Annotated in this window: 17 protein-coding genes; 6 read left to right on the forward strand and 11 right to left on the reverse strand. The window is 36.5% G+C overall.

Annotated elements, in window-relative coordinates:
* Positions 1-44: 44 nt before the first annotated feature.
* Positions 45-1,853, reverse strand: a complete 1,809-nt coding sequence (locus P9E47_RS13550; protein ID WP_003330228.1) for an aldehyde ferredoxin oxidoreductase family protein — start codon at positions 1,851-1,853, stop codon at positions 45-47.
* Between the two features lie 169 nt (positions 1,854-2,022).
* On the opposite strand from P9E47_RS13550, the gene P9E47_RS13555 reads away from it, so the two are divergent.
* Positions 2,023-3,057 (forward strand): ThiF family adenylyltransferase, encoded by a 1,035-nt coding sequence (locus P9E47_RS13555; protein WP_326163690.1) that lies wholly within the window; start codon positions 2,023-2,025, stop codon positions 3,055-3,057.
* Between the two features lie 39 nt (positions 3,058-3,096).
* Here P9E47_RS13555 and P9E47_RS13560 read toward each other — a convergent pair whose 3' ends face one another.
* The 3 genes from P9E47_RS13560 to P9E47_RS13570 form a co-directional block, all read right to left on the reverse strand.
* Complete coding sequence (locus P9E47_RS13560) at positions 3,097-4,545, reverse strand: phosphodiester glycosidase family protein (protein ID WP_003330226.1); 1,449 nt, start codon at positions 4,543-4,545, stop codon at positions 3,097-3,099.
* A gap of 39 nt (positions 4,546-4,584) precedes the next feature.
* Positions 4,585-6,039, reverse strand: coding sequence for a D-alanyl-D-alanine carboxypeptidase family protein (locus tag P9E47_RS13565; protein ID WP_003330225.1), 1,455 nt, complete (start codon positions 6,037-6,039; stop codon positions 4,585-4,587).
* A gap of 165 nt (positions 6,040-6,204) precedes the next feature.
* The gene (locus P9E47_RS13570; protein ID WP_003330224.1) at positions 6,205-6,432 is read right to left on the reverse strand and encodes a hypothetical protein; all 228 of its coding nucleotides are present in this window, start codon (positions 6,430-6,432) and stop codon (positions 6,205-6,207) included.
* 138 nt (positions 6,433-6,570) lie between these two features.
* Between P9E47_RS13570 and P9E47_RS13575 the strand changes: the two genes are divergently transcribed.
* Positions 6,571-7,188, forward strand: a complete 618-nt coding sequence (locus P9E47_RS13575) for a YitT family protein (RefSeq protein WP_003330223.1) — start codon at positions 6,571-6,573, stop codon at positions 7,186-7,188.
* 89 nt (positions 7,189-7,277) lie between these two features.
* On the opposite strand, the gene P9E47_RS13580 is transcribed toward P9E47_RS13575, so the two are convergent.
* The 3 genes from P9E47_RS13580 to P9E47_RS13590 are packed head-to-tail and all read right to left on the reverse strand — an operon-like array spanning position 7,278 to position 9,327.
* A complete protein-coding gene (locus P9E47_RS13580) occupies positions 7,278-7,973 on the reverse strand; it encodes a phosphoadenylyl-sulfate reductase (protein ID WP_003330222.1) in 696 nt (231 codons plus the stop codon).
* A gap of 13 nt (positions 7,974-7,986) precedes the next feature.
* Positions 7,987-8,532, reverse strand: coding sequence for a histidine phosphatase family protein (locus P9E47_RS13585; RefSeq protein ID WP_003330220.1), 546 nt, complete (start codon positions 8,530-8,532; stop codon positions 7,987-7,989).
* Positions 8,533-8,556: 24 nt separating this feature from the next.
* Positions 8,557-9,327, reverse strand: coding sequence for a phosphosulfolactate synthase (locus tag P9E47_RS13590; protein WP_003330219.1), 771 nt, complete (start codon positions 9,325-9,327; stop codon positions 8,557-8,559).
* A gap of 188 nt (positions 9,328-9,515) precedes the next feature.
* Between P9E47_RS13590 and P9E47_RS13595 the strand changes: the two genes are divergently transcribed.
* Both P9E47_RS13595 and P9E47_RS13600 read left to right on the forward strand, forming a co-directional pair.
* Positions 9,516-10,745 (forward strand): MFS transporter, encoded by a 1,230-nt coding sequence (locus P9E47_RS13595; RefSeq protein WP_233276100.1) that lies wholly within the window; start codon positions 9,516-9,518, stop codon positions 10,743-10,745.
* Between the two features lie 38 nt (positions 10,746-10,783).
* Positions 10,784-11,068, forward strand: coding sequence for a hypothetical protein (locus P9E47_RS13600; protein WP_003330217.1), 285 nt, complete (start codon positions 10,784-10,786; stop codon positions 11,066-11,068).
* 51 nt (positions 11,069-11,119) lie between these two features.
* Here the strand turns inward: P9E47_RS13600 and P9E47_RS13605 are convergent, their stop codons facing one another.
* From P9E47_RS13605 to P9E47_RS13615, 3 genes are all read right to left on the reverse strand, one after another.
* On the reverse strand, positions 11,120-11,275 hold the full coding sequence (locus P9E47_RS13605) for a hypothetical protein (protein WP_003330216.1): 156 nt from the start codon (positions 11,273-11,275) through the stop codon (positions 11,120-11,122).
* A 287-nt stretch (positions 11,276-11,562) separates the two neighbouring features.
* Entirely contained in the window at positions 11,563-11,769 is a 207-nt protein-coding gene (locus P9E47_RS13610) for a YozQ family protein (protein WP_003330215.1), read from the reverse strand.
* A 142-nt stretch (positions 11,770-11,911) separates the two neighbouring features.
* Positions 11,912-12,076, reverse strand: a complete 165-nt coding sequence (locus P9E47_RS13615) for a YozD family protein (protein ID WP_003330214.1) — start codon at positions 12,074-12,076, stop codon at positions 11,912-11,914.
* 218 nt (positions 12,077-12,294) lie between these two features.
* Between P9E47_RS13615 and P9E47_RS13620 the strand changes: the two genes are divergently transcribed.
* Complete coding sequence (locus P9E47_RS13620; RefSeq protein WP_003330213.1) at positions 12,295-13,557, forward strand: FAD-dependent oxidoreductase; 1,263 nt, start codon at positions 12,295-12,297, stop codon at positions 13,555-13,557.
* 122 nt (positions 13,558-13,679) lie between these two features.
* Positions 13,680-14,171, forward strand: coding sequence for a peroxiredoxin (locus P9E47_RS13625; protein ID WP_081585640.1), 492 nt, complete (start codon positions 13,680-13,682; stop codon positions 14,169-14,171).
* A 52-nt stretch (positions 14,172-14,223) separates the two neighbouring features.
* Here the strand turns inward: P9E47_RS13625 and P9E47_RS13630 are convergent, their stop codons facing one another.
* On the reverse strand, positions 14,224-15,507 hold the full coding sequence (locus P9E47_RS13630) for a purine/pyrimidine permease (RefSeq protein ID WP_003330209.1): 1,284 nt from the start codon (positions 15,505-15,507) through the stop codon (positions 14,224-14,226).
* Positions 15,508-15,571: the final 64 nt, after the last annotated feature.

Raw genomic sequence — 15,571 nt, forward strand, 5'->3', positions numbered from 1 at the left:
CTCGAGAATAAGAGTCGGGACGCAAGACTTTTCATTTTGGTGAATTAGATAATCTCTAATTCTTTTAATTTCTCATCTGAAACGACGCCATCTCTCCAGCCGCGGACTTGATAGTATTCATCAAGCATGATATCCATACGGCTTACAAGACCTTTACTGTTACCAGATCCACCCTCTTCTGTAAATCGTTTTGGTAAGAAATCATCTTCACGTTTGTTAAAACCAGCTAGGTTATTGTAATAACGCTCAAGGTTATAAATTCTTTCACCTGTTTTCATTACATCATCTGCCGTTAATTCATTACCTGTCATCGTGCTGTATTGCTCAGCATAATGCTCAGCATTTTCAGAGAAAGATGAGAATTTACAAATATTCATAGAATCAGAGAATGATAATAAATCTTGGAATATTTTTAATAGCTCGCCTTTTCCTTCTGGTTTAGTACGGTCAGTAGGCTCGGGAATACCAGCGATTTCACTTGCTACTGTATAGCCGCGTAAGTGACAAGCACCACGGTTACTTGTAGCATATCCTAGACCAATTCCTTGAATTCCACGAGGGTCATAAGCAGGAATTGATTGTCCTTTTACGGACATTGAAATTTCCGGTGCACCGAATTTGGCTGCAGCAGCGGCAGGTCCTTCGGCCAAAATGGCCCCAATACCTTGTTTGAATGGAACAAGCTTCGCAATCTCAATCATGCGGTCGGCATCGCCCCAATCGAGCTTTTCTTCAGTCAAGCCTCTTTCATATGCTTCCATTGTCACTGATAAAGCATGACCAAGCTCAATTGTATCCATTCCATATTCATTACAAATATCAATTAAGAAGGCAATTGGTTCTTTGTCAGCCAAGCCACAGTTTGATCCAAACGCAAAAGCAGATTCAAATTCAAAGCTTTCAACTTTGACCTTATATTTTCCTTCTTTTACCTCTACTTCTTTCTTACAAGCAACAGGACAGGCATGGCACGCAGGCTCTGAAACTAGAATTGAATCCCGAATTGCTTCACCACTATGCTGTTCTGCACCATCAAAATTAGAAAACTTGGAATTAGCAGTTGGTAAAGCACCTACCTCATTAATGATATTCATTAATACATTCGTACCGTAAAGCGACAATCCACCTTTTTTAGGAGCTGTTAGGCCGCCATCCATAATGGCCTTTGTTGCTTTTTTACTAGCTTCCAAATATTTTTCCTTTTGCTTCGGTTCAGGCATATTCCCTTTTTGCGCTGCTTTGATAACAATTGCCTTTAAGTTTTTATAACCGGCAACAGCACCTGTACCTCCCCGACCTGCAGCACGGTCATTTTCATTTATCCATGAAGCAAAGCGAACTTGGTTTTCCCCAGCCTGACCGATGGTGATCACACTTAAATCGTCCTTGCCATATCGATCTTTTAATTGATTAATGGTTTCGCGGACACTCTTACCCCAAAGATCGCTTGCATCACGAAGCTCTGCTTCACCATTTTCAATATATAAATAGACGGGCTTGTCACTTTTTCCTTTGAAAATAACATTATCTACTCCAGCCCATTTTAGCCTTGCAGCAGACCAACCACCCATATGAGAGTCCGTAACCGTACCTGTTAACGGTGATTTTGTAACAAAGCATAGTCTTCCGCTCATCGTTGAACGTGAGCCTGTAACTGGTCCTGTCATTAAGCAAAGGATGTTTTCTTCTGAAAGTGCTTCCACCTCTGGTCCATTATCAAATACGTATTTAACACCAAGGCCTCGTCCACCGATATATTTTTTCGCTAAATCTTCGTTGATTTCTCGGTATGTAACCTGTCCTTGAGTTAAATCAACCACTACTTCCTTGTTTTTAAATCCGCCTAAGTTCATGAAATACACCCCTTTTTAAAATAAAGTTGGACGAAATAACAGCGTTTTCATTTCATTTTACATAAAGAAACTGCCTATTATTCCACTTTTCACTGAATATATTATACAATAATAAGGTCAAAATAAATAGTGAAAAGTATTAATATTCTAAATTTACGGATGTGATTGTATGGAAAATAAATATTTAGAAAGATATTCTAGACAAATATTATTTTCACAAATTGGTGAAGCAGGACAGGAAAAGCTGGCAAAAAGCTGCGTCGCTATCGTTGGTGTGGGTGCATTAGGAACAGTCATTGCCAATCATTTAACAAGAAGTGGAGTTGGCTTTATAAGAATCATAGATAGAGATTTTGTTGAAAAAACAAATTTGCAGCGGCAGATGTTATATGACGAAAATGATGCATTGGAAAATAAGCCTAAAGCAGTGGCTGCTTATGAAAAGCTTATCAAAATTAATTCCTCGATCAAAATCGAACCTGTTGTCACGGATATTCATGCCTGGAATGCTGAAGAGCTATTGTCAGATGTAGACGTCATTATTGATGGTACTGATAATTTTCTTACCCGTTATATAATTAATGATATTTCAATTAAATACAGCATTCCATGGGTCCACGGGGCTGCTGTCCGCTCTAGAGGAATGTTTGCCGTTTTTACACCTACCCACGGGCCTTGTTATCGTTGCCTGTTCCCGAATCCTCCTAAAGGCCAGTCAGAAACCTGTGATATGGTTGGTGTCATTTCAGCCGTCACCCATTTAGTCGGAAGCTTTGAAGCAACTGAAGTGATAAAATTAATTGTTCAAGATCATGAAAATCGAAATCCAAATTTAGAACAATTCGATATTTGGTTAAATGATGAAATGAAAATGGATATATCTAATAGTAGAAATCCAAAATGCCCTGCCTGTGAAAAGCATGAATTTGAATTTTTGAATGCTGCTTTTCAGGGTGATGATTATGCAGCATTATGTGGACGGAATGCCGTGCAAATTACACCGAGAAAAGAACATAAAGTTGATTTAGAAAAAATGAAGGAAATTCTTTTGAATGTTGGCACTGTTGAACTTAATCCTTTTTTATTAAAATGTCATCTTGATGAAATAACAATAATTCTTTTTAACAACGGCCGGGTCATGATTCAGGGAACAGATGATATTACGAAAGCCAAAGCAATTTATGCTAAATATATCGGCTCTTAAAATAAACTAGGCTGACTAAATGGCAGTCAGCCTATCACATTACTTTTTTATCACCAAAATAGCATTACTAATTTCACGGTCTGGTGCCCAAATATACTTATCATTATAATAAAGCCCGCTAGAGGCACCGCCATCAAGATTCATAGCTTGATAGGCCCCAGCTTGTTTCATAATCTCAGCTAAATCAATAATAGTTGAGGTGGTTGTTAAGAAAATCAGCTTTTGATCTTTAGTAACACCGATCGCACTTCTGGCATCACTTTGTGTTCTGATTTTAGGATCTTTAAAACCCTCTTTATCAAAATCAACTGTAATTTTGCCATCCGTTACTAAACGGGGGCCTGCAGCAATTGCACCATCAATGGACTCTAATTTATTACTGTTTTCGACCACTTCATAGTCAACAGTTGTTCCAACTGTGAACCGTGACAATAAAGTATGAACTTCCGATCCCATAAGGTTAATAACAAATCCATTTTTAGGAATTTTAACATCTTTATCTGTTACAATTTCTTTCACTTTCCCATTTTCTACAATGACGTTTGTCCCATGGGGAAATCCAAGCGAATCCCCCCAATCAGGTGTAAAAACAACAACGTTTGCCGCTGCATTAAATGAAGGTGTTCGATTCAGCCAATAGGAATACCAATTATTAGGCCATACATCGGAACCGTTGGTAGAACCTTTAATTTCAGGATTCATAATTCCAAAAGAAACATTATTATCGGCATCAAATGAAAAGACAGTACGCTCTTTTCCTACGCAAACGATTTTTCCATCAGCAATGATCATTCCATATGGTTCTTTACTTTCTGTATAAGCATCAAAAAAAGTTCCATTTATGGCTATCACTGCCCCATTACGCTTTGCGATACTAGCCAGTGATTCTACTTGACCAACCCTGTCTTTTGCAATAGCAACTTTCAAATCGAGCGCTAGGTCATTCAAATCAACAGTAATCACATTTGCCTTGAATGTTTTTGCACCGACTTTAAAAGATTTGACGGTCTCCGTTATTGAACTTCCTTTGGTTCCATTTATTTTTGTTACTGTTTTTGAGTTATACGGGATCGTTGATAAGGTAATTACCTTTTTGTTCAATTCAATTTTAACCGTTGACGTTTTAGGTTCCCATACTGGTTCTGTCCCTAATACCGTTGAAATAAATCTAAGCGGCACATAGGTAATACTGTCTTTTATAAAAGGTGGTGCATCAATTTGCTCGATCCTCTTATTGACTTCAACCTTTTGGTCGCCAATTTTTAAAATAACAGTTTTCGATTGATTATTAATCAAAACCGTACGGTCTTCCCCATTCCAAGTTACCTCTGCACCAAATTGTTCAGTTACAAAGCGAATCGGTACATATGTACGTCCTTTGTCAATATCTAATAAGGCAGTTCCCTCAGCGCCAGTTGTGTTAGCATGATTAAAAAATGAAAAAACTCCTATTATGAAAAATACTAGAATAAACCTTTTAAATCCCATGACAAAACCCCTTTTACCTTAGGTACGTAATCTTCTATTCTACCTTACCATAAAGGAGTGACTTTTAAAGTAAGAAAAGGCTAACAATGAAGAAAAGGAATGAGCGATCAATTTATTTTGTATATGCGGTTTATTTTGCTGTTTAACAAGTGACATGGACAACGGCTTCACGATTTCTTCAAATGCAAATTTTGGCTCAAGATTTATTTTAATATTATTATCAGTTGCAGTAAGTTGATCAACATCTGCTAATATTTGACTTAAGAAAGATTGAGAGATATAGGTTCTTCCCTTATAAATAAATATTTGTCCAGGTGAAGCGATGCTTTGATCCCCTATTTCCAATGAATGATCAAAAAAAGCCACATTAATATTTTTTATTATTTCTTGGTCATATGCAGCTCTTTTTTGATAGGCCATTTTCAATAGCTTCCTTGTATCCATGTATCTGCCGACTGAATCTCCTTTTAACGCTGCAACATAATATCGATGGCCATTATGTTCAGCAACCGTAACTAAAGTACGTTTAGCAGGGGTTGTAAAACCGGTTTTGCCACCGATAATTCCATCGATAGCCAAATTTGAGTTTTTCAAAAAACTATTCGTTGTATCCCAGGTTTTTACAACCTTTTCCCCTTTTTTATTTGTATACACTGCTTTATAAACAGGGGTATTGATAATATCTAAAAATAACGGATGTTCACTTGCCGCTTTTAATATTAATGCCAAATCGTATGGTGTTGTATAGTGATCAGGATGATGATACCCATGTGGATTAACAAAATTAGAGTGGATGGCACCGATTTCTTTCGCTTTTTCATTCATTAACTTTGCAAAGGCTTCTTCAGAACCAGCAATATGCTCAGCTATGGCCAATGCACTATCATTTCCAGAATAAAGCATCATTCCGTATAGAAGCTGTTCCAATGTGAGTGCGTCCCCCGGTTGAATAAATACCCTGCGACTATCGCTAGGCAGCTTGTTTACATTCTCTGAAACTATAACTTGATCATTTAAAGACCCTAGTTCAAGCGCAATTAGTGCTGTTAGTACTTTCGTCGTACTGGCGGGATAATAGGTAGAGTAGCCATTTTTTTCAAACATTACATTTTTCTGATTATCTTCCATTATAATGATACCATTTGATGAAACCTGCCCATCAAATTTTAAACTTGGTCGATACTGTGATGCTTCAACAGGTTCCTTGGAGGGTTGTTCCTCATTTGGAAACCTAGCTCCAATAACCAAATTGTTTGTATGTTCATCAATATATACACTTTTTTGAAGATTATTAGTCACGGCACGTAATGGCAAGTAATTCTGCCCCTCAAATAAAATCACCGGCTCTGAAACTTTTATCTCTCTTCCATCATCATCGATAATCAAATCCTTAAACACAGCTTGTCCTGTCCTTACCTCCGCAAAAACAGATGGCGCCGCAATGAAAAGAAAAGTCATAATGATCATCATATGAAAAATCCATAAATATCTCATTAAGCTCACACATCCTATTTAGAAATATATGATAAAATGTATGAGCCTGTCCCTCAATGTATGACATAAAAATTCAAATTGATTACTTTACGTAGAATAAATTGGCAAAAAGTGCAATAAAGAGGGAACACAAATTATTGTGCATTTTGAAAATAGGGATGCCATTCAAATATGGTATCCCCCATTATTATCTTTTATTTGTTTGATTTGTCGTTGCGGAGGTTTATTTTTATCCTCATATTTCATACAAGCATGGCCTGACACTTGTTGAACATAATCTGAAGGAATTTGCCTCGATTTAAAGCCGTAAGCCTTGCACCCTCTTGGGAACCGTACATCCCACGTCGTATAGAAATGTCTGCATTTAAAACAATTAACTTTTTGTTGGTTCATTTATTTCTCGCACCACCCTATTTAACTATCCTACTTTATTTTATTTAAAAAATCTATTACTCTTAAAAATTCATAATTTATCGCTCGAAAACATAATATGGACAAGAACAAAGTAAATAATAGAAAGTGGAATCCCATATGAAGAGACACATCATAACTTATTTGCTTTTATTAATTGGGGCAGTTTTTCAAGGCATTGGTATGTCATTATTCTTGTTTCCACATGACATCCCATCAGGGGGAGCAGCAGGTCTTGCAATATTATTAAATTATTTTTTTAGAATGCCTCTTGGCTTTGGGTTATGGATTGTTAATTTTATTTTTTTAACCGTTGCTTTGAAATATTTTGGTTACTCGTGGACAATGCGGACGATGTTTGCAGTAACGATTACATCGGTTACAGTTAGTCTCCTTACTACTTTTGTCTCACTTTCCCACACCCACATCATTATTGATTTAGTAATGGGAAGTGTTATTTTTGGTATCGGTGTCGGACTGTTAATCCGTAACGGGGCATCAAGCGGCGGGATGGTTATACCCGCTCTCATGATTTCACATTCCTATCGGATCCGACCCGGACGTGTGATGTTTTTTATTAATATTTCAATCTTTTTGTTAACTTCCATTGTTATCTATTGGAAAATTATTATTTTTGCCGTCATGTGTCAATGGGTTTCAACCAAAATTATTGATTTTATAATTGAAGTGGAATTCCCTATATTTTCATCTCCCTCTATTGGTTGGCGAAAAAAATAATTCCTACTTGATCAAGTAGGAATTTATTTTACTCTTTTTCTCTGTTGCTGTATAGGCAGCTGATATAGATCATTTAGTTTTCACATCGCTTAATCCATGTGGAGGCCACATTCAGTTTTTTGATGATTCAGCCAACGCCCGGACCGCAAGTCTCCATCCCCAGTTACAGGTTTTGTACATACCTTACAGCCAATACTTGGATATCCTTTGTCATGGAGCTCGTGATAAGGCAAATCATGTACCTTAATGTACATCCAAACTTCTTCCCAGTTCCAATGGATTAGCGGGCAAATTTTTATCGTTTTAAATTTATGGTCCATGTTGATATATTCTATATTGGCTCTCGTCTCAGATTGGCTTTTGCGCAATCCAGAAATCCAGGCCTTATATTTTTTTAACTCATTTTTCAATGGTTCAATTTTTCGAATTTGACAGCATTGATTTGGATTTCTTTCCCATAAATTCTCACCATATTGGTTTGCTTGATCTTCTAATGACATACTAGTATAAATGGAGTTGATTTGGAAATCGGGGTATTTTTCCTTGACCTCATTAAGTATTTCATACGTTTCTTTAAAATGAAGAGATGTATCGATAAACGTGATCCTTGCATTTGGTTTAATCTTACTTATTAAATGTAAGAGCACACTGCTTTCCGCACCAAAGCTGCATGCGTACACGATTTCTTCGCCATACTCCTTATAGGCCCATTTAAGGCATTCCATTGATTCTTTAAAAGAAATGGTTTTCAGTAACTCTTCCGGACACGAATCATATGTGAGCAAGATAACCTCCCCCTTATCCCAATTGAAGCAATTGTTGATTAATTGTAAGGTAAATCAATTCATTATTGTGAACCTCGATTTGATTCATTTCCTTTATGGAACCTATTTGATTTAATGAAAGCAGTGCGCGAATCCATGAACCGTGCCCAAAGACCAAGATACGAGTAAAGTGATCATATTTGCTAAGAAACCGAAAGATTCTCTTTTCAAAATCGCTTAATCGCTCACCTAATATAAGTGATTTAGGATCTGAAATCCATTCTTTTACCTGTAATAGATGTTTCTTCTCAATTCCTTCATATTTTCCAAAATTCAGTTCATTAAGTAACGGTTCAACAAAAGGATTAGGAAAGCCATAGTGTAAAGCGGTCTGTTGTGTTCTTTTTAATTGACTGGCAACGACAATCTCCGGCTGGAAAGAGCTGATCACTTTTTTATTTTCCTCTAGTTTTGCAAGATCTTCATCAATAACTGGAAGTAGTGGAATATCCTGTGAACCCTGAAGGAATCCAGATATATTCCATTCCGTTGGTAAATGTCTTATTAATAATAATTCCATCACCGCTACTCCTTTTTCCTTTTACTATAAGCGGGCGGGATTTGAGTCTGGCTCCATAAAAAACGTTTCACTACGTAATCCCACTCGTTCTGCTTCTAACAAAAGTGCATCTTGCATTTTAACATTACCTAAATTAACATTGGGACCAAAGGCATTAATGAAATACATTTGCTGCTTACTTGTTGGCGCTTCAAAAATGACCCTGTTTATATCCACCTGTTTTGTAAGCTCTTTTATAATCGATTTCTTTACTTCCCCATTTGGATTGTAAATCCCGGCTGTTCCTGAATCACGACCTTCAGTAATCACGTACTTACATCCAGCCTCAAGTAATGAATTCATTTCTAATACCCAACTTCTAGCAGAAAGTTCTTGGGTTTGGTCTTTCGAACCAACCTCACCTAGAACGGAAAAATCGGCTTTCAATTCATTGACAAGATCAAATCTTGTTTCAAGAGGTATATCCAACGTGCCATTTGACACTTCAATCCACTCTACCCCATGTTTTTGCAAAAACTTCCTATATTCGTCTAATTTTCCCTGATAGTAACATTTTTCGAATAATGTTCCCCCACAATATACCTTAATTCCATATTGTTTATATAATTTGATTTTTTCATCAAAGTTTGGGGTAACATAGGCAGAACCAACACCTAATTTTGCTACATCAATATAAGAATGGTAATCATCTAAAATACATCGTAATTGTCCAACTGGGACCCCAAAATCGGCAATGGATGTCAATCCGAATGTTCTATTTCCAATAGTTCTCTTTGGCATATCAAGAAAGTTCATTTAGGATATACGCCTCCTTTTTCCTTCTGTTTATGCTATTCAACATTTATCTGAAGGGTGAATCGCAATTAAAACCGATGGGATGTTTATTTGCATAGGAATCGAAAATTTTTCGAACAATAGTAAAGTCATGAGAATTTGTATTAAAGGAGCTGTATAGTCACTTGTCCAAACAAAACAATTCATTTATGACTATTTTGGCAATTGGATCAATTCCGCTCATTTTAGTGCTTGGGAACTCCATGCTTATCCCCGTTCTACCGAAAATGAAATCTGAATTAGATATTTCGCAATTCCAAGTTAGTTTAATCATTACTGTGTTTTCTGTTGGTGCGGCTATTTCTATTCCTGTCTTAGGTTATTTATCCGACCGCTTTACAAGAAAGGCCGTTATTATACCAGCCTTGATTGCATATGGGACAGGTGGTTTATTAGCTGGTGCAGCGGCGGCATGGTTTAAGGATCCATATATGTGGATTATGGCTGGACGTGTTCTCCAAGGGATTGGAGCTGCTGGTACGGCCCCAATCGCCATGGCATTAACAGGAGACCTATTTAAAGGGGGGCAACAAAGTCGTGTATTAGGTCTCGTAGAAGCATCAAATGGCTTTGGGAAAGTTGTCTCCCCCATTATCGGTTCACTTTTGGCCTTATTATTTTGGTATGCAGCATTTTTTGCATTTCCAGTCTTTTGTTTATTATCGATTTTACTAACGATATTTTTTATTCATGAAAAAAAGAAAAAGAAAGAGCCTCCACCTGTCGGGACATATGTTAAAGGACTGTTTTCAGTTTTTAAACAGGAAGGCAGATGGTTATTTACCGCTTATTTAGCAGGGGCTACCTGTTTATTTACCTTATTTGGAATTTTATTTTATATCTCTGATGTATTAGAAAAAACGTATCACACAGACGGTGTATTAAAAGGCGGTATTCTAGCGATACCTCTTCTTTTTATGACAATTACCTCTTATGTTACTGGGAGTAAAATTGGCAAAAAGATGCCGTTAATGAAAAAACTGATCGTAATTGGCTTTATTTTAATGACTGTTTCTTTTGCGACGCTCGTTTTTTTTGAAAAATTAATCCCTTTTATTGCTATTTTGGCCATTTCAAGTATTGGAACAGGATTAGTTCTACCATGTGTAAACAGCTTCATTACCGGGTCAGTAGAGACGACGCGAAGGGGATTTGTAACCTCCTTATATGGCTCTGTAAGATTTTTGGGCGTTGCGATTGGTCCGCCAATTTATGGATGGTTGATGGAATGGTCAAGAGCAGGTATGTTTCTTTCCACAGCAAGCTTAACGCTTCTTGTTGGGCTTTTATGTATGGTTATGATTCACGTCAAAAACGAGAATCCTTCCACAAAAATGGGGGGATCCCTATTTAAACCGCTCGAGTTAAAAACTGAATAAGGAAAGGAAATTTAAATTAATAAAGGGGGTACATTTGCTTGCAAATATATTTATCACCTGAAATGATAAAAAACGATTACCAATTATTAAATATTGTTGATCAAAATAATAAACCTGTCGGGTTTCTAACCTTTTTATTTGATGAGAAGAAATTATATGTGTTTGGTCAAGCAGAAAATGGCGTGACAGAGGACTTTAAAGACTTGGTGAAACCTTATATCCAAGGGATGAAAAAATCGCTGCCAGAAGAAATTGACATTCTTTGTTACTTGACTGTTGGCGGTGAAAAAATAGATCTAAATCAAAATAATGAAGGAAAATAGGAAGAGGTACCAATATTTAGTACCTCTTTTTTATTTTTGCGTTATAATATTTCAAGAGGGATCGTTTTCATCCAATGATAATATCGTGACCTTTGTTGTACTTCCTTTCTTAATATCTTCTGAGGTTGCCTTTAATTCCAGTCCTTGTTCATCATCGATTCCTGGTGCAACAGTTGCCTCTGACCTTACTTGAGTACTTTTTTTCATTGTTCTGTACCTCCATCATTAAAAGATAAAATATTTCTCGGGAAAGCGCAGAAATTGACATCCTAAGCTGATATTAGCGAAGTTTGTAATTTACATAATATTCAACTCGAAACGGTTGCTAGTTTTTGCATAAATTTGTCAATTAATTTATTAAACTTATAATAATGTTTCGTTGGTAGTAAAGACCTGCTTTGTACATTTCATCAGTGAGGCTTTGTCAATATTTAGATATGGCAGAAAGCTCCCTCCCTTCGAAAAAAAGAGGCTTAGAAGTTAGCCTCAAAAATCTAAGCTTCATAGCCTTTTCGCGGGATTTCAATATCTTGACCTTTTACATTATCAATTTTTGCTTCAAGCGTACCTTCTGCATACGTATCACTCACTTGTTCATGGGTGGTTGCTAAGCCTGAATTGAGCTCATTTTTACTAGTATAGTCTTGCGGTTGATAATTTTTTTCTGCAATTTCATTGTTGTTCTGAGCTTTTTGCGTCATCCTTCATACCTCCTTTTTGTCGGACAACAATAGTTTATGTAATTATTGTTAATGAATTCATAATGGGAGGTTAAAAAAATAGGAAGGCATGACCTGTAGTAAAAAAGGGGGGAAACGGGGAAAATTCGATATAGGCTATTGATTATTCATCATCAATTTCTTCAATAATGCCAATACTTAATAAATAATCAAAAGCTATATCAGCGATTATTAATGTCTCTTCTTCTGATGGAACAAAACCGGATTGAATTAATCTTTCATAAAAAAATTTTGCAATATCGTCTGAGTCAATAACAATATTTTTCATATATACCCCCCAAAAAAAAGAATTTTATTTATATATATGAAAATTTTATGCGTAAATGAATACATTTTTTAAAAATAAAAAAATGTCCAATTAAGTTGACAGCCTCTTTTCTACAGATTATAATAATTATAAATTAATAATTAATATATTTTAATCTTTATTATAAAATATAACTCTTAATTCGTAATCAAAATTAATTGAAAAAGGGAGTAATTCAAATGGCTGAAATAATTATTTATAGCAGTACCGGTTGTCCTTATTGTGAAAAAATGAAAAAGGAATTTAAAGAATGGGGTTATGATTATGAGGAACGAAATGTAACTGAAAACCCTGCCTATTTTGAAGATCTTCATAAGGAAGGTATGTTCTCTACACCAGTTGTCTATATTAACGGTGAAGCCTTTATCGGATATCGGCCTAAGAAAATGAAAAAAGCTCTTGGAATTACTGATGAAATGATCGCTGCAAATAAACCAACTAATACCAGTGAGGAACAATCCTCTGAAAACTTCTTCCAAGAGCCAACAAAGGAAATGTTTGATGATGTTTATGATTTTGTAACCATTGGGGCAGGACCTGCTGGAGCTTCAGCAGCTGTTTACGCTTCCCGTGCCCGCTTAAAAACATTAATTATTGATAAAGCACCTGCTTCAGGAACGCTTGCCATTACACATAAAATCGCTAACTATCCAGGAGTTCCAGAGGAGCTTACTGGTCAAGAACTTCTAAGAAAAATGCATGTACAAGCCCATAATTTTGGAACAACTTTTGTTCGTTCGAATGTGTTAAGCGTAGATTTTTCGAACGAAGATATTAAATTGCTTGAACTTCCTGAGGGGACAATTAAAGCAAAAAGTGTCTTTATTGCGGTTGGTGCTAAAGCACCTGGCAGTAAAATTAAAGGTGAAGAAGAATATACAGGTCGTGGTGTCAGCTATTGTTCAACTTGTGACGCTGCCTTCTTTAAAGACCGCATTGTTGGTGTAGTTGGAGATACGGAAGAAGCTGTTCACGAAACACAAGCTTTGGCTAAATTTGCTAAAGAAGTTATGCTGTTTGTTCCAACCAATAAGTTAAAAGGTGAAGCAAATACAGATGAACTTGAAAAGCTTGATAATGTAAAAATATATTGGAATCACCGCTTGAAAGAAATCATCGGGAATAAAAAAGTTGAAAAGCTTATAATTCGAGACGCTGACAAGCATGAAGGAGAATGGGCAGTTGATGGTGTCTTCTTATACCTTGCAGGACTTAAACCAGGCACAGATTTCCTAAAAGATGCGGTTAAACGTGATGAGGAAGGGTATATAATGGTTGATGAGGCATTACGTACTAGTGTTGACGGCGTATTTGCCGGCGGTGATGCACGTCGTACTCTCATTAAGCAAGCTGTTATCTCGGCTGCAGATGGATGTATTGCTGCGCTTGGAGCAGATCAACATGTTAACAAACGTAAAACAATGAAAGCTCAGTACAGCTAATAAGCACAATTTGCTTATAAAGATTTTAACAATTACAATATTTTTGTGATAATTACCAAAAGGGTGTTCTCCCTTATTGGTTAATTATAAATAAATTATTTGTTATAAAAGGAGGAATTACTGTGCCAAAAGGAGCAACTGAAACAAAAACGCTCAAAGTTGGAGATAAAGCCCCTGACTTTACTCTAAAAGCACACGGCGATCGAGAAGTCACTCTTTCTGACTATCTTGGCAAAAAAAATGTATTTATTGCATTCTATCCTTTAGATTGGACACCAGTCTGAGGCGCGCAAATGCCTTCATACGAAGATGACCTCGATGAGTTTGAAGGCTTAAATACTCAAGTTTTGGGTATTAGCGTAGATAGTGTACCTAGCCATGAAGCATGGCAAAAATCTGTAGGTGGCATCAGCTACCCACTTCTTTCTGACTTCTACCCACAAGGTAAAGTAACAGACCTTTATGGAGTGCGCCATGAAAATGGAATGAGCGAGCGCGCATTGTTCGTCATTGATAAAGAAGGTATTATCCAATTTATTGATGTACATCCAATCGGCGAACTTCCTGAAAACGAAGAGATCTTCGAAGTTTTAAGAAAACTTGAAAATAAATAATAATAAACACCCCCATTACTTTGGACACGCTCCAAGTAATGAGGGTGTTTATTTATTGATTTTTTCTAAATTGTTGTTTTTTTACATCAATAACCTCCACTAATAAGATCATGATCGTTCCCAATACAAGCCCATTACTTAGAATTGAAGCAACTAGTGGCGGCAATGAAGAATAAGCTTCGGTTGGAATGAACATCACACCTAAACCGACAAAAAGTGGCACAACGACTTTGCTAATTGTTTTCTCAACTGCTTCACTTGAAAACAATTCTTTAATGCCGATAGACAACAGTCCTGAGAAGGCTGGAAAAATAGCTGCATATCCAACTGCAGCAGGTATTGTTGCAATTACAGCAATCACTGGTGAAAAGAACGTTAAAACAATAATAACAAGGGAAGCAATTATAAAAGGTGTTCTGCTAATAATTTTACTTGTTGCAATGAAGCCCGCTGTACCTGAGATTGGTACAGAACCTACAGAAGCAAATAATCCGCTTAAGAGCTGACTAATCCCCATAATTGCCCCTGTTTTTTTTCCGGGCATCTCCGGAATCTTTTTCCCTTCCCTTTTTAAGACACTTTGAACAACTTTGACCGTTGCTAACATATTCGTGATTAGTAGCAATGTAATAAAAAATACAGTAGGTACAATCCCCCAATCTACATTAGGGGATCCAAATGCAAAAAGTTGAGGTAGCTTAAAGAAGGATTTTGCTTCATGAAATGGTGTTGAAAGACCAAAAACAGAAAATAAAATATAACCAACTACGATACTGATCACAATACCAAACTGTCTTAATATATAATGATGAGCTGTTAAAAATGAGATCAAAACAATAATAAATGATAAAATGGCAATTTTATATGAGATTTTTCCGGTTAAATCTACGCCTAGGAGCCCATTTAAAAATGAACCACTTAGTTGGGCAACTAATAAAATCATATAAGTCCCTGTGACCGCCGGGGTAAAAAATTTTGCAATTTTTTCAATCAGCCCAAAGAGACCTAAAAGGATGGCGATTCCCCCGCTAATAAGCAATGCAAATTCCAATGTTTGTAACGTATTTTCCAAGGAACCGTAAATAACGACTCCTAAATTTGCGTATAAAGCAAAAATCCCCCACCATAAACCGGCCGGCCCTTCTAAAACAGGCATATGGTGTCCAAACCAAACTTGCAGTAACCCTGTTATTGCTAATACAAAGAAGGTTCTTGCGATAAAATCAATCGTTTGATCAACATTAAAATTATAAATACCTGCTACTGCAATTGGTGTAACGATGCTCCCTGAAACCATAAACAGTAACCATTGGAGCGTAGGCATGATATTCTTCATCGTATTCTCTCCTTACAGCCGATTAAAAAGCATCCATTGAAATATTCAAAATAATAAAGGACCT

Origin of the sequence: Schinkia azotoformans, from assembly GCF_035811335.1 — a bacterium.
Taxonomy (GTDB): Bacteria; Bacillota; Bacilli; order Bacillales; family Bacillaceae_J; genus Schinkia; species Schinkia azotoformans.

Bases quoted from the DNA above. Each gene is read 5' to 3' on its own strand.
- P9E47_RS13550 (WP_003330228.1), bottom strand. From the start codon at position 1,853: ATGAACTTAGGCGGATTTAAAAACAAGGAAGTAGTGGTTGATTTAACT.
- P9E47_RS13555 (WP_326163690.1), top strand. From the start codon at position 2,023: ATGGAAAATAAATATTTAGAAAGATATTCTAGACAAATATTATTTTCA.
- P9E47_RS13560 (WP_003330226.1), bottom strand. From the start codon at position 4,545: ATGGGATTTAAAAGGTTTATTCTAGTATTTTTCATAATAGGAGTTTTT.
- P9E47_RS13565 (WP_003330225.1), bottom strand. From the start codon at position 6,039: ATGAGATATTTATGGATTTTTCATATGATGATCATTATGACTTTTCTT.
- P9E47_RS13570 (WP_003330224.1), bottom strand. From the start codon at position 6,432: ATGAACCAACAAAAAGTTAATTGTTTTAAATGCAGACATTTCTATACG.
- P9E47_RS13575 (WP_003330223.1), top strand. From the start codon at position 6,571: ATGAAGAGACACATCATAACTTATTTGCTTTTATTAATTGGGGCAGTT.
- P9E47_RS13585 (WP_003330220.1), bottom strand. From the start codon at position 8,532: ATGGAATTATTATTAATAAGACATTTACCAACGGAATGGAATATATCT.
- P9E47_RS13590 (WP_003330219.1), bottom strand. From the start codon at position 9,327: ATGAACTTTCTTGATATGCCAAAGAGAACTATTGGAAATAGAACATTC.
- P9E47_RS13595 (WP_233276100.1), top strand. From the start codon at position 9,516: ATGACTATTTTGGCAATTGGATCAATTCCGCTCATTTTAGTGCTTGGG.
- P9E47_RS13605 (WP_003330216.1), bottom strand. From the start codon at position 11,275: ATGAAAAAAAGTACTCAAGTAAGGTCAGAGGCAACTGTTGCACCAGGA.
- P9E47_RS13610 (WP_003330215.1), bottom strand. From the start codon at position 11,769: ATGACGCAAAAAGCTCAGAACAACAATGAAATTGCAGAAAAAAATTAT.
- P9E47_RS13615 (WP_003330214.1), bottom strand. From the start codon at position 12,076: ATGAAAAATATTGTTATTGACTCAGACGATATTGCAAAATTTTTTTAT.
- P9E47_RS13620 (WP_003330213.1), top strand. From the start codon at position 12,295: ATGGCTGAAATAATTATTTATAGCAGTACCGGTTGTCCTTATTGTGAA.
- P9E47_RS13630 (WP_003330209.1), bottom strand. From the start codon at position 15,507: ATGAAGAATATCATGCCTACGCTCCAATGGTTACTGTTTATGGTTTCA.